Here is a 15,366-nt window from a genome sequence, read left to right as displayed (position 1 = left end):
CTTTACCTCCATCGGCCGAAGCGGGTAGGCTTCGGCATCCCTGATACCGGCAGCTGTTTACCCTGACCGCCTTGTGGCTGTCATTCCCGGCAGTTATAAGCCCGGCAAAGATTCCCGGGGGCTAGAGGGACTTAGCCATGGCTAGCGAACGCACGCTCTCAATCATCAAACCAGACGCCACCGAGCGGAACATCACTGGATTGATCATCGCCCGGCTCGAGGCGGCAGGCTTGCGCGTGATCGCGCAAAAGCGCGTCAAGTGGAAGAAGAAGGACGCCCAGAAATTCTATGAGATGCATAAGGGCCAGGATTTCTACAAAGGCCTCATCGCCTTCATAACGTCGGGGCCGATCGTGCTGCAAGTGCTCGAAGGCGACGACGCCATCGCCAGGAACCGCGCTGTGATGGGGAAGACCAATCCCGTCGACGCTGAGCCCGGCACCATCCGCAAGGATTTCGCCATCAACATGCAGCGGAATTCCGTGCACGGCTCGGATAGCCTCGAAAGCGCGAAGCGGGAGATCGCGCTGTGCTTCAAGAAAAGCGAGATCGTGGGCTAGGCCACGTATTGGCGTGGCGCTTCAGTCATGCCGTGCTTGCCGTGGCGGTCTGCGTCGCGAGCGGCGCGGGGATGGCGCGCGCAACGGAGGGCGAGCGTTCGCCCTGCACCGAGGACGCCATGTTGGTTTTCGACGCCTCGGGGTCGATGTCGGGCAACGGCTGGGGTTATGGCAGCGAAAACCCGACCGCCGTCAGCCGCATCGACAAGGTGCGCCAGGCGCTTGCCAAGATCTTACCGAGGGTGACGCGCATGCGCCGCGTTGGCCTGATTACCTACGGTCCGGGGCCCTATCAGCAATGCAATGTGCAGCTTGACCTCCGGCCCGTGGCGGGGGCCGCCGAGCGCATCCTCGAAGCCGTCAATGCTTTGACGCCGGCCGGCAAAACACCGCTCTCGGCGGCCGTGGCCCAGGCTGCGAATGTTCTCGATTACCGCGCCAGGCCCGGCGTGATCGTGGTGCTCACCGACGGCGAGGAAACTTGCGGCGGTGCCCCTTGCAACCTCGGCAAAGAGCTTCGCCAAAACGCGCTCCGGCTTACCGTTCACGTCATTGGCCTGCGTGTGCGCGGCATCACCTGGATGGGTGAGCAAGCGGTGGTCGAAACGAGATGCCTTGCAGAGGAAACCGGCGGGCTCTACTCGACGGTCGAGACCGAAGACGAACTGATCGACGCACTCGAGAAGACGCTCGGCTGCCCGATGGTCACTGAGCGCGCCGAGCCGTGAGCCAAATCCCTAGCCGAACGCGGCACTCTTCGCTGACGCCCTTAGTGGATCGGTATCCGCCCATTGCTCGACAATGCGGCCGTCGGCAATGCGCACGATGCCGATCCCGGTCAGGTTCGTCTTGTCGCTCTTGATCGTCACCCGCGTCGCTACTTCGCTGCCTTCGCCAAGCTGATCCTCGACGGAAAAATGAAGCCCGCGATTGGCGGCGCGAAAATCGGAGATGAACCGCTTGAACGCGTCGCGCCCTTTGGTCACGCCGCCGTCGGCGTCATGCGTAATGAGGTTGGGATGGAGCAACTCGTCGGCGACCTCAAGGCGCCCTTGGTTCCAGACTTCCTCGATGAAGCGCTTCGCGAGAGCTTTGTTCTGTTCGATGGCGGGCATGGTAACTCCTCCTCTTCGTACGCCTGACCTGAGCGAGAAGGGCGCAACCTAACAGGCGAGGAGATCACTCGACGTAACAAGGCCGCTCTTGGGCGTAACAAAGACGTTACCGTCTAGCTCAGCGCGCGGATACGGAAGGGGAGGCCGCCTTTGGGGCAGAGCGTCACCGTGGCGTGGATCTTGGCCGGCACCGGCCCCGCATATTCGGGGGTGAAGCGGCGGAGCAACTGCACCAGCGCCAGTGTGTTCTCGATCTGCGACAGCGCGCCGCCGATGCAGGCACGTTTGCCTGCCGCGAACGGCAAGTATGAGTACTTCACCCGCTTCTTTGCGCGCTCGGGTGCGAAACGCTCGGGATCGAACTTCTCGGGCTCCTCCCAATATTTCGGGCTGTGATGCATCACATAGGTGCCGATCACCACCTTGTCGCCGGCCTTGATCTTCTGGCCCTCGATGTCATCGTCGCCGGCGGCAATACGGATTAGGCCCCAGATCGGCGGGAAGAGACGCATGGTTTCCTGGATCACCATGCGAGTGAAGCCAAGCTGTTGGACTTCGTTCCATTGCGGGTCGCGCTCGCCACACACGGCGCGGGCTTCAGCCCGGATGCGCTCCATCGCCTCGGGGTGCTGCGACAGGAGGTAGAGCGACCAGGCGAGGGTAAGTGCCGTGGTCTCGGTGCCGGCCCACAGATATTGCTTCATCTCGTCGATCACCTGTTGGCGATCAAACTCGGGGAACTCGGGATCGGCCTCTGCTGCCTCGAGCATCGTGAGCAGTGTCTTCTCGCGATGCTCGAGCACGCCGGCACCTGTGACCATCTCTGGGATCGAGCCCCAGACCTCCATGGCCTTGGCCGTCTCTTCGTCGGTGATCTCCGTGAGTTCGCCGTGCATTTTCTTGAGGCGGATCGATTTGTGGTTCATCACGTCAGTGTAGGTCTTGACCTGGCCGAAGATGAAGTGCGGATTGAACGGCATCTCGCGGTCGAACAGCGCTTTGCACACCATCTCGGCGGCAAGCGTCCAAGTCTCCTCCACCATCTCGATGGTCTCGCCGGTTGAGGCGAACTTGACCCAGCGGGCCATCTTGGAATCGATGGCCGACATGAGGTAGGGGAAGTACTCCTCGAACATATGCGGGTGGAAGGCAGGCTGCTGCGGCGCACGGATCTTCTGCCAGAGCGCGCCGTCGACGGTGATCATGCTCTTGCCGAAGATGGGGCGCAGGCCGTCGAAATATTTGACGTAATTGTCGGCGTTCGTGACCAGCACGCGCTCAGCATGCGCCGGCTCGGACAGAATCACGATGCGGTGGTTCTTGAGGTTGATGGGAACCGCGCCGCCATATTTCTCGCTGAGCCACATGAGAACCTGCATGGGGTTCTCCTGGTTCAAGAGCGAGGACAGCTTGAACCAGATGCTCTGCTCTTCGCCGAGCCCGTGCGATGGAGAATAGGCGACTGTCATATCCGCCATTTATGCCTTTCCCCCTAACTCCTGCTCGTTGGCCTTGGTGCCGGGCGCGATCGGACGATCGAGTGGCCCGGGCCAGGACCGGTATTCCGCGCTGCTCGGACGGCATCGCTCCCGTCGCAAAAAGCGAGCGCGAATTGTGTCGAATATGGCCAGTTCCTAACATCCGGCCGTCAATATTGTCCATCGTCGGCAGCGCGGCATCTTGCGCTCCGTCGAGATCACCGTCCAAACCCCAATCTTACGGCCGTTAATACTTTCAATCAAAGGTGCCGTGGAGAGGGGGCGAAAAGAGGGCAGATTGGCCACTTTGCCGTGTCATTCCGACCACATGGTCACCCTCGACCCGCACCACCCCCGAGGCAACCAGCCTGAGCGCGTGAGGGTAGAGAAGATGCTCGGCCTGCAGCACCCGCGCCGCGAGGCTCTCCTCGGTGTCGCCCGGGTGAACCGCGACCGCGGCCTGGGCGATAATGGGGCCATCGTCCATGGCCGTCCGAACGAAATGAACCGTGCAGCCGGTGATCTTGGCCCCTTCGTCCAGAACGCGAGCATGGGTATGTAAGCCCTTGAACGCAGGGAGAAGCGAGGGGTGAATATTGAGATGGCGGTCTTGCCAGCGGGTGACGAAGCCCTCGGTGAGGAGGCGCATGAAGCCGGCGTTGCAGAGAAGCTCGATGCCGGCCGCGGTTAGCTTCGCGTCGAGCGCTTGGTCGAAGTCTTCGCGCGAGGCAAAGTCCTTGTGGTTGATGACGCAAGTCGGAATTCCGGCGGCCTCTGCGCGGGCCAAACCTTGGGCACCCGGCACGTTCGAGATCACAAGCACGATCTCGGCGGGATAGTCCGGCGCCTTCGCCGCGTCGATCAGCGCCTGAAGGTTGCTGCCGCGGCCTGAGATGAGCACGCCGACGCGCTTCTTCGCAGTCATGACGGCGACCAAGCCTTGCCCTTCAAGCGGAGAGGCGCGCCGCCCTCGCGGGCGATAAGGGTGCCGATCGTGGCCGCTTCACCTCCAAGCGAACCGAGGGCTGCGCGGACTCGCTCCGTGTCGTCCGCACCGACGATGACGACCATGCCGATGCCGCAATTGAAGGTCCTGAGCATCTCGTGGTCGCTCAGTCTCGCCTCGACCTGGAGCCATTCAAACACCGGGGGGAGATGGATCGAGTCCTGATCGATGGCGGCGGCAAGGGTGTCGGGTAGTACGCGCGGCAGATTGTCGATCAGGCCACCGCCGGTGATGTGGGCGAGGGCCTTCACGGCGGAGGTTGCACGAATCGCTTCAAGTATCGGGCGCACGTAGATGCGCGTCGGTGTGAGGAGCGCCGCACCGAGCTTTGTGCCTGGTGCGAACGGCGACGGATCGTTCCAGCCGAGCCCGCTTTCGGAGACGATGCGCCTCACGAGAGAGAAGCCGTTGGCGTGGACGCCGGAGGAGGGCAGGGCGAGGAGAACATCGCCGATGGCAAGATCGTCGCGCGGCAAAAGGCGCCCGCGTTCCACGGCGCCCACGGCGAAACCCGCAAGGTCGTAGTCGCCCGGCGCATAGAGGCCCGGCATCTCGGCCGTCTCGCCGCCGATCAGGGCGCAGTCCGCCTCGCGGCAGCCTTCGGCGATGCCGGCAACAACACGCGCGGCCACGCCCACATCGAGCTTGCCGGTGGCGAAGTAGTCGAGGAAGAACAGGGGCTGGGCGCCTTGCACCACGAGGTCGTTGACGTTCATGGCGACGAGATCGATGCCGATGCCGTCGTGGAGCCCTGTCTCGATGGCGAGTTTGAGCTTGGTGCCGACCCCGTCCGTGGCGGCCACGAGAATGGGGTCTTCATAGCCGCACGCCTTGAGATCGAAGAGGCCGCCGAAGCCGCCAATGCCGCCCAATACTCCCGACCGCCTTGTGCTCGCCGCCAGCGGGCCGATCGCCTTCACCAGCGCGTTGCCGGCATCGATGTCGACGCCCGCATCGCGGTAGGTCAGAGGATCTTTGTCCGATGATTGGGATTTCGGGGGCACCTGGCCACTCGGGGTGCAAGTTCAGAAGAATTGGCATAACAATCGTGCCGGACGAGGCCCGTCAAGGCGGAAAGGCCGTGGGCACGCCACATTCCAACGGTTAATCGGGGCGCCGGAGGGCGAGCGCCGAGGGTCAATGTCAACGGTCGAGTTCAGCATGCGGTTCAGGGGATTAGAGCGTCTTGCTCGCAGATTGAGTCTCCTCGTTCTGCTCGGGGGGCCGGCGCTCTGGGGCGCCACGGGCCCAGCCCACGCGGCCGACAGCCTTTACGACGTCGCCAAGATCACCGTCGACACAACGGCCAAGGACGCGGTCGCGGCGAGGGCTATGGGCATGACCGAGGCGCAAATGCGGGCCATGCAGATCATGCTTGGCCGAGTCGTGCCGCTCACCGTGCTGGAGCAGCTCCCGGAATTCACCAAGGAAGAGGTCGAGGGGCTGGTGAGCGGCGTCGCGATCCGCAGCGAACAGGCCTCGACGACGCGCTACATCGCCACTCTCGACGTGAACTTCAATCCTTACGCGGTGCAGCAGTTTCTGGCGAACTATGGCATTCCCTACAGCGAGGAACGCGGGCCGCCGATCTCTATTCTGCCGCTGATGCTATCGGCCGAGGGCGTATCGAGCGAAGGCTCGGTGGCGTGGCGAACGGCTTGGGAGGAACTCGATCTCGCCCACAGCATCTCGCCGGCGACGGTTTTGCAGCCGCGGCCCGACCTCGACGCGGCAACGGTCAAGGCGGCGCTTGCAGGGGATGCCGAGGCGTTTGCCACGATGCAGAGCGCGTATGGCTATGGTGGCCTCGTCATCGCCGTGGGCGAGATCAAGGGCAAAAAGTTCACCACCCGGCTCGCAGGGGAAGACGGCGTTGGCGCAATCGATTTCAGCCGCGACGATGCTATGACCGGCGATGGCAAGACGGTGGCGCGTCAAGCCGCCGCTGCCGCGCTCGCCGCCATCGAGAACCGCTGGAAGACGACCCAAGGGGGCGGACAGCTCCCGGACGAGGCGGCTTACGAGGAGGGCCAGCCGCCGCCTGGCATGGAGACCGAGGGCGCCCCGGCGGAGGTCCCCCGCAATGTTGTCGCGTTGGTTGAGTTCTCGGGCCTAAAGGATTGGCAAGAGATTCGAACGAGGCTGACGCAGATCGCCGGGCTTCAGGCGCTGGAGGTCAACGCGCTCTCGGCCAGGACGGCCTCGATCACCTTCGATTTCGCCGGGTCGCTGGACCGGCTTCAGGCCGCGCTCGGCCAGAACGGATTTGCGCTCCATGAGAGAGATGGCACCTTCGTGCTCCGCTCCCAGTAATCCGGGACGAGATCCGATTGGGCGCTACGGGCCGCGGAATCTGCTAGAATCTGCAGGCAATGCCCCCGCCACGCCGGCAGGGGCTGGAGGCTGCTGGGAGAAGCGCCGGTGAATATTCCCAATACGCTCACGCTTGGGCGGATCGTGCTCGTGCCGCTCCTCGTGTGGCTGATCATCGACAACGAGATGCTGGCGGCGTTCTTCGTGTTCATGCTGGCGGGCTTCTCGGATGCGGCGGACGGCTACCTCGCCAAGCGTTACGGCTGGAACACGGAGCTCGGCGCCTATCTCGATCCCATCGCCGACAAGGCGCTTCTGGTCAGCATTTTCGTCACCCTGGGCCTTGCCGGCCATATTCCCGTATGGCTCGTCATCGCCGTGGTGAGCCGAGATATCCTCATCGTCGGGGCCGTCGTGCTCTCCTGGATGATGTCGCGGCCGGTCAGCATGCAGCCGCTGCTCATCAGCAAGGTGAACACGTGCGCGCAGATTGCGCTGGCCGGGGTCGTCCTCGCCGAGCTCGGGCTCGGTCTTGGGCTCGATCAACTCGTGTGGATTCTCATTTGGGTCACGGGCACCTTCACCATTCTGTCCGCGGCAGCCTATTTCTGGGCGTGGCTCAAGCACATGGCGAGCTACGAGCCGGCGCCTGCGCCTCTGCCTCGCCGCCGGAAGCCGGTCGGCGTCGGCGGACAGGGTTCGCGGGTTCGCGCATCGTGACGCTCGCGCAGCTCGCCTTCGATTTGCCTCATCGTGCAGCCCTCGGCGCGGAGGATTTTCTCGTCAGCGATTGCAACCTCGCCGCCGTCAGGCTCATCGACTCTTGGCCGGATTGGCAGGACCAAGTGCAACTCCTGACTGGCCCGGCGGCGAGCGGGAAGACCCACCTCGTGCGTGTGTGGCAGGCGCTGTCAGGGGCACAGTCGCTTTCGCCGGCCGGCCTCGATATCGCCTTCATCGATTCCCGGTCTGCGGGGACGCCGCTTGTCGTGGAGGACGCCGATCGCGCCGGCTACGACGAAAAAGCCCTGTTCCATCTGCTCAACCTCGCACGCGAGAAGCGCTTGTTCGTGCTTCTAACCGCGCGCGGGAGCCCAAGCCGGTGGGGCACCGCGTTGCCCGACCTCCGGTCGCGGCTGAGTGCCGTGCCCGTCGTCGAGATCGGCGCGCCCGATGAGGCTCTGCTGCGGACGGTGATGCTCAAGCATTTCGCCGACCGCCAGCTGGATGTCGACCCCAAGGTGCTTGAGTTCATCGCGCTCAGGATCGACCGCTCGCTCGAAGCCGCCGCCGCCGCGGTCGAGGCGGTCGATCGCGCGGCGCTGGCCTCCGGCCGCAAGATCAGCCGTCAACTCGTGTTGGAGGTGCTCCAAGCTTCGGCCGAGTAAGCGGCCCTCGAATTGGCGTTTTCCGTAACGCTAGTGATACATTTTCAGGCGTAACATACCGGACCGGCCAGATGTGGAGGGGCGGAAGCCGCCGGATTACCAAGGGGTTATCGATGAGTTTGCCGGAAAAGGTCGAGCTGGAAGGGGCGGAGAACCGCGTCGCCGGCTTCGGCCCTGGGCGCTATTTCAATCGTGAGCTGTCGTGGCTCAACTTCAACAAGAGAGTGTTGGAGGAGGCCGAGAACGAGCGCCATCCGCTGTTGGAGCGCCTGCGCTTTCTGTCGATCTCGGCTAACAACCTCGACGAGTTCTACATGGTGCGCGTGGCCGGCTTGCGCGGGCAGGTCGTCGCCGGCATCGAAACGCCGAGCCAGGATGGGCTGACGCCCGCGGAACAACTCGACCGCATCAACCAGTTCGTCAACGATCTTACGGCTGAGCAACAGGAGGACTGGGTCACGCTCGAGGCGTTACTCGGCGAGGCGGGTATCCACGTGCTCCATGCCGACCAACTCTCGGAGGCGGAGCGTACTTGGCTCGAGCAGCACTTCTTGAATCATATTTTCCCCGTGCTTACGCCTATTGCTGTCGATCCCGCCCATCCCTTCCCGTTCATTCCGAATTTTGGCTTCACCCTGGGGCTCGAGCTGGTGCGCGAGGGCTCGTTCCGCACCATGCACGCACTCCTGCCGATCCCGCCGCAGCTCAACCGGTTCATCCGCCTGCCGAGCGAGGAGGGCGGCAAAGACATTCGCTTCATCAGACTGGAGACGGTCGTCGGTATCTTCGTGTCGCGACTGTTCCACGGCTACCGCGTCAGGAGCCAGGGCGCATTCCGCGTCGTGCGCGACAGCGACATCGAGGTCCAGGAAGAGGCGGAAGATTTGGTGCGTCTGTTCGAGTCGGCACTGAAGCGAAGAAAGCGGGGTTCGGTCATCCGGCTGGAGATGGAAGCCACCATGCCGTCCCGGCTCCAGCGCTTCGTCATGCAGGAGCTCAAGGTCACAGAACGCGAGAGCTTCGTTCAGAAGGGCCTGATCGGCCTCGCCGACACCAACCAGCTCATCGTCGCCGACCGGCCCGACCTCAAGTTCCAGCCCTTCGTCAGCCGGTTTCCGGAGCGCATCCGCGAGCATCAGGGCGATTGTTTCGCGGCCATCGCCAAGAAAGACATCGTCGTTCACCACCCTTACGAGTCTTTCGACGTCGTACTGCAGTTTCTGAAGCAAGCGACGGCTGATCCGGACGTGGTGGCGATCAAATGGACGCTGTACCGCACGAGCAAGACCTCACCCATCATCGAGGCGCTGAAGGACGCGGCGGAAGCCGGAAAGTCGGTCACCGCCGTGGTCGAGCTCAAGGCGCGGTTCGACGAGGAGGCCAACATCAAATGGGCCCGCGATCTCGAAAGCGCGGGCGTGCAAGTGGTTTACGGCTTCATCGAGCTGAAGACGCACGCGAAGCTCAGCCTCATCGTGCGGCGCGAGCGCGGCGAGCTTGCCACCTATTGCCACGTGGGCACTGGCAACTACCATCCGGTGACGGCCAAGATCTATACCGACCTGTCGTTCTTTACCGCCGACAGGACCATCGGCAACGATCTGTCGCGCATTTTCAACTACGTCACCGGCTATGCCGAGCCGGCGGAGCTCGAGGTCATGGCGGTATCACCCCATGGCATCAGGGCGCGCATCCTCGATCACATTCGCGAGGAGATGTATCACGCCAAGGCCGGCCGGCCGGCGGCCATCTGGATGAAGATGAACGCGCTGGTCGACTCCGAGATCATCGACGCGCTGTACGAGGCGAGCCAGGCCGGGGTCGAAATCGACCTCGTGGTGCGCGGCATCTGCTGCCTGCGCCCCGGCGTGCATGGCCTATCGGAGAATATCCACGTCAAGAGCATCGTCGGCCGCTTCCTCGAGCACTCGCGCATCTATTGCTTCGGGGCCGGGCATGGGCTTCCGCATCGCAAGGCGGTGGTCTATATCAGCTCCGCGGACATGATGCCGCGCAACCTCGACCGCCGCGTCGAGGCCATGACCCCGATCAGGAATCCGACGGTGCACGAGCAGATCCTGGACCAGATCATGGTTGCGAACCTCAAGGACAACCTTCAGAGCTGGCGGGTGATGCCCGATGGCAGCTCGCAGCGCATGAGGCCCGGCGAGGGGCACGAACCCTTCAGCGCTCAGGACTATTTCATGACCAATCCGAGCCTGTCCGGCCGCGGCACGTCGCTCACCGAGAGCATGCCGCCGCGCTTCACGCGGCTGGTCGAGACCGGCTAGAGCGGGCGGCATGGCTCTAGGCAACGATCGGGCCCCCATTGCCGTCGTCGACATCGGCTCGAACTCGGTGCGGCTCATCGTCTATGAGGACGAGAGCCGGGCGCCGGCGCCACTTTTCAACGAGAAGGTGCTGTGCGGCCTCGGACGCACCATTGCCTCGTCCGGCAGGCTTGCCGCCGACGGCGTGTCGCGCGCATTGCGGGCCTTGCGGCGCTTTCGTGCCCTGATCGATCAGCTCGAAGTTGCGAACGTCGAGGTCATCGCCACTGCGGCGGCGCGCGACGCCGAAAACGGCCCTGAATTCATTGCGCAGGCCGAGCGAGTGCTCGGCCGGAACATCAACGTGCTGTCCGGGACAATGGAGGCGGAGCTCGCGGCGCTCGGCGTCGTCTCCGGCATTTATGCCGCCGACGGCTTCGCCGGCGATCTCGGTGGCGGCAGCCTCGAGCTCATCGACGTGCGCGGCGGGAGGCTGTCCGACGCCGTCACCATGCCGCTCGGCGGGTTGCGACTGATCGATGCGTCCGGTGGAAATCTCAAGAAGGCGCGCGAGATCGTCGATGCCGAGTTCGCCAAGGTCGATTGGCTGGAGAAGGGCAGGGGCCGCGACTTCTATGCCATTGGCGGCACGTGGCGCGCACTCGCCCGGCTGCACATGACGCAGACCAACTATCCCTTGAGCGTGATGCACAATTATCGCATCAGCGCCGAAGACGCGCTGAGGTTTGCGGCCTTGCTCGACCACCAGTCGCAAAGCTCTCTCGCCGGCATCCGCGACATTTCCAGCGCGCGGCGCGAGACCGTTCCTTATGGGGCGCTGGTGTTGGAGCGGCTCATCAAGCAGATGAAGCCGCGCTCGGTCGTGATCTCGGTCCTCGGCATCCGCGAGGGCCTGCTGTACAGCCTGTTGAGCGAGGAGGAGCGGCAGAAGGACCCACTGCTCGAGGCTTGCGCCAACCTCGCCCGGCAACGGTCCCGGTCGGTCGCCAACGCCTATGAGCTCTGCAACTGGACCGACGCTCTGTTCCGCGCGCCTGGACCGGTCGAGACGCCGGAGCAGAAGCGCTTACGCCATGCGGCCTGCCTCCTTTCCGATATCGGCTGGCGCGCGCACCCCGATTATCGCGGCGTGCAAAGCTTGAACCTCGTGGCCCACGGTGACTTCGTCGGCGTCGACCATCCCGGCCGCGCCTTCCTCGCTCTCACCGTCTATTACCGCAACGAGGGGCTGGTCAAAGACGAGCTGAGCCAGAAGCTGGTGGAGCTCGTCGACAAAGATACGCTGAAGCGGGCGCGCATCCTGGGTGCGGCGTTCCGCGCCGCGCACATGGTCTCCGCCGCCATGCCGGGCGTTCTGCCCAACACGCCAGTCAGCTACGAGGGCAACCGTCTGATATGGGCGCTGCCCGAGCCTTACTCCAATCTCGACGGCGAGCGGGTCGAGCGCCGCTTCAAGGCGCTGGCCAATCTCGTGGACCGCGAGCCCGAGATTCGCGTCGGCACCCCGTTTCAGCTTGCGGCGAGCTAGTCGTTTCCTTGAGGGATGAAGCCTCCCTTCTCAAGTGATTGCGTCATACCGGCGGAAGCCGGTATCCAACAAATTGACTCTTTGCGAGCTTCCCTGGATTCCGGCTTTCGCCGGAATGACGAAGTATGGCAAACCGGACGGGACAACGAAGGCCAGAGCACTGGCCGTTAGCCCAGTTAGATTGATCGATGGCAGAGGACCTCTATTCAGTTCTTGGCGTGGCGAAAACCGCGACCGCCGCCGAGATTACCAAGGCGTACCGAAAGCTCGCCAAAAAGCTGCACCCCGACCTCAACCCGGGCGACAAGGCGGCCGAGGAGAAGTTCAAGAAGATTACCGCCGCCTACGGCATCATTGGCGACGAGGAGAAGCGCAAGCGCTACGACGCCGGCGAGATCGACGCCTCCGGGCAGGAACGGCCGCAGCAGCGCTACTACCGCGAATATGCCGGCGGACCCGAGGGGACGCGCTATCACTCGACCGCGGGCTTCGAGGACATCGGCGCGTTCAGCGACCTGTTCGGCGACATGTTCGGCGGCGCGGCCGGCAGGCGCGGCGGCCGGGGCGACACTCGCTTCTCCATGCCGGGCCAGGACGCACAATACCGGCTCGAGGTCAACTTCCTGGATGCAGTGAACGGCACCAAGCAACGCATCACTTTGCCGGACGGCGGTACGCTCGACGTCACCATTCCACCCGGGGTCAGCGAGGGGCAGGTGCTGCGCCTCAAGGGCAAGGGCATGCCCGGCTTCGGCGATGGACCACCGGGCGATGCGCTGGTCGAGATCAGCGTGAAGCCCCACCCGGTGTTCAAGCGTGAGGGCAGTGACATCGTCGTCGAGGTGCCGATCACGCTCGACGAAGCGGTGCTGGGCGGCAAGATCGAGGTGCCGACCATCGGCGGGCGGGTATCGGTGACGGTGCCACCTGGTTCCAATTCCGGGCAGACGCTCAGGCTGAAGGGCCGCGGCGTGAAGTCGAAGGGTGGCGCCGGTGACCAATTGGTGAAACTGAGCGTGGTGCTGCCGGACACGATCGACGAGGACCTCAAGAGCTTCGCGGAGAAATGGCGCGCGAGCCACGGCTACGATCCGCGGCGCAAGCTTAAGGAGCAGGCGTGATGCTGACCGAGCAAGACGTCATCGCACGGGTCGAGCACCTGACCGTCACCAGGCTCAGAGTATGGGTGCGTCAGGGGTTCATCAAGCCCGCCAGTGAGGCGGCGCAAGGCTATTCAGAGGCTGACCTCGCGCGGGCGGCCCTGATCTGCAATCTGGAGGACGAGCTTGGCTTCGCGGAGGAGGACGTACCGGTGCTGCTCAATCTGATCGACCAAATTCACGGGCTTCGCTCGGAGCTGCGCGGCCTGCTCGAAGCCCTTGACGATCTTCCCGCCGACGTCCGCACCACGGTCAAGATGCGGATCGAGCAGCGGCGGCGGAGATAGACCATGCGCTCTCCGGGCGTCGTCGTCTTCTATGTCTTGCTGGTCATTCTACTGACGATGGCCAGCGTGCAATACGGCCTCGGCAGGCTGCCGGGGGACATCGTGATCGACACCGGCGGGTTCTATTTCTATCTGCCGATCACCACCATGATCGTCGTCAGCGTGCTGCTAGGCTTCGTCTTTTGGCTCTTGCGCCGGTGAGCCGTCCGGCGCGAGCACCGTCACCTCGCCCTCGCGAATGGCAAGCGCGAGCTCCCCGCGCTTCAGCGCCAGAGCATCGTCGCCGAACAACTTCTTGCGCCAGCCCCGCAAGGGCGCCGCGTCGGCGTCGTCGGACCGGGCAATCTCCTCCAACTCATCGCTCGTGGCGATGAGCTTCGGCGCGACGCCATGCTTCCCGGCGGTCGCCTTCAACAGCACGCGCAACAGATCGACCACGGCTTGCGCCTCAGGCGGCATCGGCTCGCCGCGCTCGACTGGCGGGATCGTCTTGGGGTCACGCTCCAGGCCGCGGGCCACCGCCTCGAGCACGGCGCGGCCGCGCATCGACCGGGCGAAGCCATTATGCAAAGAGCGGAGTGAGCCGAGATCCTCGACTGTGCGCGGGGCTTGGCCGGCGATGTCGTAAAGCGCCTCGTCTTTCAGGATGCGGGCGCGCGGCACGTCCTGGGCCTGTGCCTCGCGCTCGCGCCAGGCGGCAAGCTCCATGAGCACGGCGAGCGCCTTTGGCGTCTTGATGCGCATCTTGAGCCGCCGCCAGGCCTGTTCGGGGTGAAGCTCATAGGTGGCGGGGTCGGTGAGCACCCCCATCTCCTCGTTGAGCCAGGTCGCGCGTTCGGAGGCGTCGAGCTGTGCCCTAAGCTTCGGATAGAGGTCGCGGAGGTAGGTCACGTCGCCGATCGCGTAGGTGAGCTGGCGGTCGGACAGGGGGCGCCGGCTCCAATCGGTGAAGCGCGAGGTCTTGTCCAGGTTGCGGCCGAGCAGGCGCTTGACCAGCATCGAATAGCTCACCGCCTCGCCGAAGCCGCAGACCATGGCGGCGACTTGCGTGTCGAAGATTGGGTGGGGAATGACGCCGGCCAAATGATGCACGATTTCAATATCCTGTCTGGCCGAATGAAAGACCTTCAAGACCTTCTCATCGACCATGAGGTCGAAGAACGGCGCTAGGTCGAGGTCCGGCGCCTGACTGTCGATGAGCACCTCCTCGCCGTCGGCGGCGATCTGGATCAGGCAGAGGCGCGGCCAGAACGTCTGTTCGCGCATGAACTCGGTATCGACGGCAATGAAGGGCGCCGCCGAGAGCTTGGCGCAAGCGGCGGCGAGATCCTCGGTCCGGGTGATCAGATCCATGGTGGGCCGGATATAGCCCAAGCCTGAGCGCAAGGCCAAGAGCGGCGACGTCGCAAACACGGAGTAAACGGGGATATTTGCAGCTTGAACGCCCGGCTGTGTGCCGGGGGTTGCGTTGGCGCGGAAACTAGCCGCGGTCCTTCCCCAGCGACAAAGCGCGCCGCGAATAGGCAGTCAGATCGCTGATGCCGCTAGAGAGTAATGCGAAGGAAGAAGTTAACGTGTCGGCGGCGGTAGCGAACTGAACCTTCGTCTCGGTCTTCGGCTGTTGCACGATGGAGGACGTGAGCGAAAATAACGTCACGAGCACGGCGAAGACCCACGCCTCGACAGGCAAGCGAGTTTTGACGGGAACTCTCATCGTCGTGATCTCCCTCAACGTTAGTGCCTGCCCAACAAACGTTGAGTGACGAGTAGAGTTCCCGGCAGCATCGGGAAAAATCGCAACGGCAGACCTTGCGATCCTTTAAGTCGCTTACCTCCGATGCTCTGCGGCGGGGAAAGTTGCCACGCGCAGGGCCTCCTCCTACTTGGGCTCTACGCTGGGATCGCCGCCCGGCGTGCCGGGCGGAGGAATGACCTCTTCGTCATGTCCCGCGTCAGGGTTGGGGACATCGGCATGGATGCCCTCGTCGCCAATGGGAGGCGGATCGATTACACCTTTGCTCTCATCGAGCTGCTCGCTCAAGGTCTTGTCCTCATCGACACCGGGGACCGGCTCGCTCTTGCCCTCGGTTGCAAGGGCGGGGCTTGCGAGGCCAATGGCGGCAAGAAGCACGATTGCCGCACTAACCGTCTTTGTCTCGGCCTTACTCAAAGGTTTTCTCCCTTTCGGTAGGAAAACCCTCGGACGGCAACCATCGTTCCGCCCCCTGCCTTGACAAGGG

General features: G+C 63.8%; 17 protein-coding genes. 10 read left to right on the top strand and 7 right to left on the bottom strand.

Annotation, left to right across the window (positions count from 1 at the left end):
* Positions 1–137 precede the first annotated feature (137 nt).
* Both ndk and ACRECX_RS02445 read left to right on the top strand, forming a co-directional pair.
* Positions 138–560, top strand: coding sequence for a nucleoside-diphosphate kinase (gene ndk, locus ACRECX_RS02450; RefSeq protein ID WP_431557220.1), 423 nt, complete (start codon positions 138–140; stop codon positions 558–560).
* 8 nt (positions 561–568) lie between these two features.
* Entirely contained in the window at positions 569–1,288 is a 720-nt protein-coding gene (locus ACRECX_RS02445) for a vWA domain-containing protein (protein WP_431557219.1), read from the top strand.
* Positions 1,289–1,297: 9 nt separating this feature from the next.
* Here ACRECX_RS02445 and ACRECX_RS02440 read toward each other — a convergent pair whose 3' ends face one another.
* The 4 genes from ACRECX_RS02440 to purM all read right to left on the bottom strand — a co-directional run bounded on the left by ACRECX_RS02440 (position 1,298) and on the right by purM (position 5,163).
* Positions 1,298–1,675 (bottom strand): ester cyclase, encoded by a 378-nt coding sequence (locus ACRECX_RS02440; protein WP_431557218.1) that lies wholly within the window; start codon positions 1,673–1,675, stop codon positions 1,298–1,300.
* 113 nt (positions 1,676–1,788) lie between these two features.
* On the bottom strand, positions 1,789–3,153 hold the full coding sequence (locus ACRECX_RS02435; protein ID WP_431557217.1) for a cytochrome P450: 1,365 nt from the start codon (positions 3,151–3,153) through the stop codon (positions 1,789–1,791).
* Positions 3,154–3,409: 256 nt separating this feature from the next.
* The gene (gene purN / locus ACRECX_RS02430; protein WP_431557216.1) at positions 3,410–4,078 is read right to left on the bottom strand and encodes a phosphoribosylglycinamide formyltransferase; all 669 of its coding nucleotides are present in this window, start codon (positions 4,076–4,078) and stop codon (positions 3,410–3,412) included.
* The gene (purM, locus tag ACRECX_RS02425; protein WP_431557215.1) at positions 4,075–5,163 is read right to left on the bottom strand and encodes a phosphoribosylformylglycinamidine cyclo-ligase; all 1,089 of its coding nucleotides are present in this window, start codon (positions 5,161–5,163) and stop codon (positions 4,075–4,077) included. The genes purN and purM overlap by 4 nt, the downstream gene beginning before the upstream one ends.
* Positions 5,164–5,356: 193 nt before the next feature.
* Here purM and ACRECX_RS02420 point away from each other — a divergent pair, with 193 nt between their 5' ends.
* The 8 genes from ACRECX_RS02420 to ACRECX_RS02385 all read left to right on the top strand — a co-directional run bounded on the left by ACRECX_RS02420 (position 5,357) and on the right by ACRECX_RS02385 (position 13,327).
* On the top strand, positions 5,357–6,472 hold the full coding sequence (locus tag ACRECX_RS02420) for a DUF2066 domain-containing protein (RefSeq protein WP_431557214.1): 1,116 nt from the start codon (positions 5,357–5,359) through the stop codon (positions 6,470–6,472).
* A 108-nt stretch (positions 6,473–6,580) separates the two neighbouring features.
* Positions 6,581–7,192 (top strand): CDP-alcohol phosphatidyltransferase family protein, encoded by a 612-nt coding sequence (locus ACRECX_RS02415; protein WP_431557213.1) that lies wholly within the window; start codon positions 6,581–6,583, stop codon positions 7,190–7,192.
* Positions 7,189–7,860: a chromosomal replication initiator DnaA gene (locus ACRECX_RS02410; RefSeq protein ID WP_431557212.1), complete on the top strand. Its 672-nt coding sequence runs from the start codon at positions 7,189–7,191 to the stop codon at positions 7,858–7,860. The genes ACRECX_RS02415 and ACRECX_RS02410 overlap by 4 nt, the downstream gene beginning before the upstream one ends.
* A 113-nt stretch (positions 7,861–7,973) precedes the next feature.
* Complete coding sequence (locus ACRECX_RS02405; protein ID WP_431557211.1) at positions 7,974–10,151, top strand: RNA degradosome polyphosphate kinase; 2,178 nt, start codon at positions 7,974–7,976, stop codon at positions 10,149–10,151.
* Between the two features lie 10 nt (positions 10,152–10,161).
* Positions 10,162–11,679: an exopolyphosphatase gene (ppx, locus tag ACRECX_RS02400; RefSeq protein WP_431557210.1), complete on the top strand. Its 1,518-nt coding sequence runs from the start codon at positions 10,162–10,164 to the stop codon at positions 11,677–11,679.
* Between the two features lie 188 nt (positions 11,680–11,867).
* The gene (locus ACRECX_RS02395) at positions 11,868–12,800 is read left to right on the top strand and encodes a DnaJ C-terminal domain-containing protein (protein ID WP_431557209.1); all 933 of its coding nucleotides are present in this window, start codon (positions 11,868–11,870) and stop codon (positions 12,798–12,800) included.
* Positions 12,800–13,126 carry a MerR family transcriptional regulator gene (locus ACRECX_RS02390; protein WP_431557208.1) on the top strand — a complete coding sequence of 109 codons (327 nt, stop codon included), beginning with the start codon at positions 12,800–12,802 and terminating at the stop codon, positions 13,124–13,126. The genes ACRECX_RS02395 and ACRECX_RS02390 overlap by 1 nt, the downstream gene beginning before the upstream one ends.
* A 3-nt stretch (positions 13,127–13,129) precedes the next feature.
* Positions 13,130–13,327 carry a DUF2905 domain-containing protein gene (locus ACRECX_RS02385; RefSeq protein WP_431557207.1) on the top strand — a complete coding sequence of 66 codons (198 nt, stop codon included), beginning with the start codon at positions 13,130–13,132 and terminating at the stop codon, positions 13,325–13,327.
* Here ACRECX_RS02385 and rnd read toward each other — a convergent pair.
* The 3 genes from rnd to ACRECX_RS02370 all read right to left on the bottom strand — a co-directional run bounded on the left by rnd (position 13,295) and on the right by ACRECX_RS02370 (position 15,296).
* Positions 13,295–14,479, bottom strand: coding sequence for a ribonuclease D (gene rnd / locus ACRECX_RS02380; protein WP_431557206.1), 1,185 nt, complete (start codon positions 14,477–14,479; stop codon positions 13,295–13,297). The genes ACRECX_RS02385 and rnd overlap by 33 nt on opposite strands.
* A gap of 127 nt (positions 14,480–14,606) precedes the next feature.
* Positions 14,607–14,840, bottom strand: coding sequence for a hypothetical protein (locus ACRECX_RS02375; RefSeq protein ID WP_431557205.1), 234 nt, complete (start codon positions 14,838–14,840; stop codon positions 14,607–14,609).
* Between the two features lie 165 nt (positions 14,841–15,005).
* The gene (locus ACRECX_RS02370) at positions 15,006–15,296 is read right to left on the bottom strand and encodes a hypothetical protein (RefSeq protein ID WP_431557204.1); all 291 of its coding nucleotides are present in this window, start codon (positions 15,294–15,296) and stop codon (positions 15,006–15,008) included.
* Positions 15,297–15,366 lie beyond the last annotated feature (70 nt).

It is taken from the genome of Methyloceanibacter sp. (genome assembly GCF_050726195.1).
Classification (GTDB): Bacteria; Pseudomonadota; Alphaproteobacteria; order Rhizobiales; family Methyloligellaceae; genus Methyloceanibacter.
This window is presented reverse-complemented; position numbering and strand designations above follow the sequence as displayed.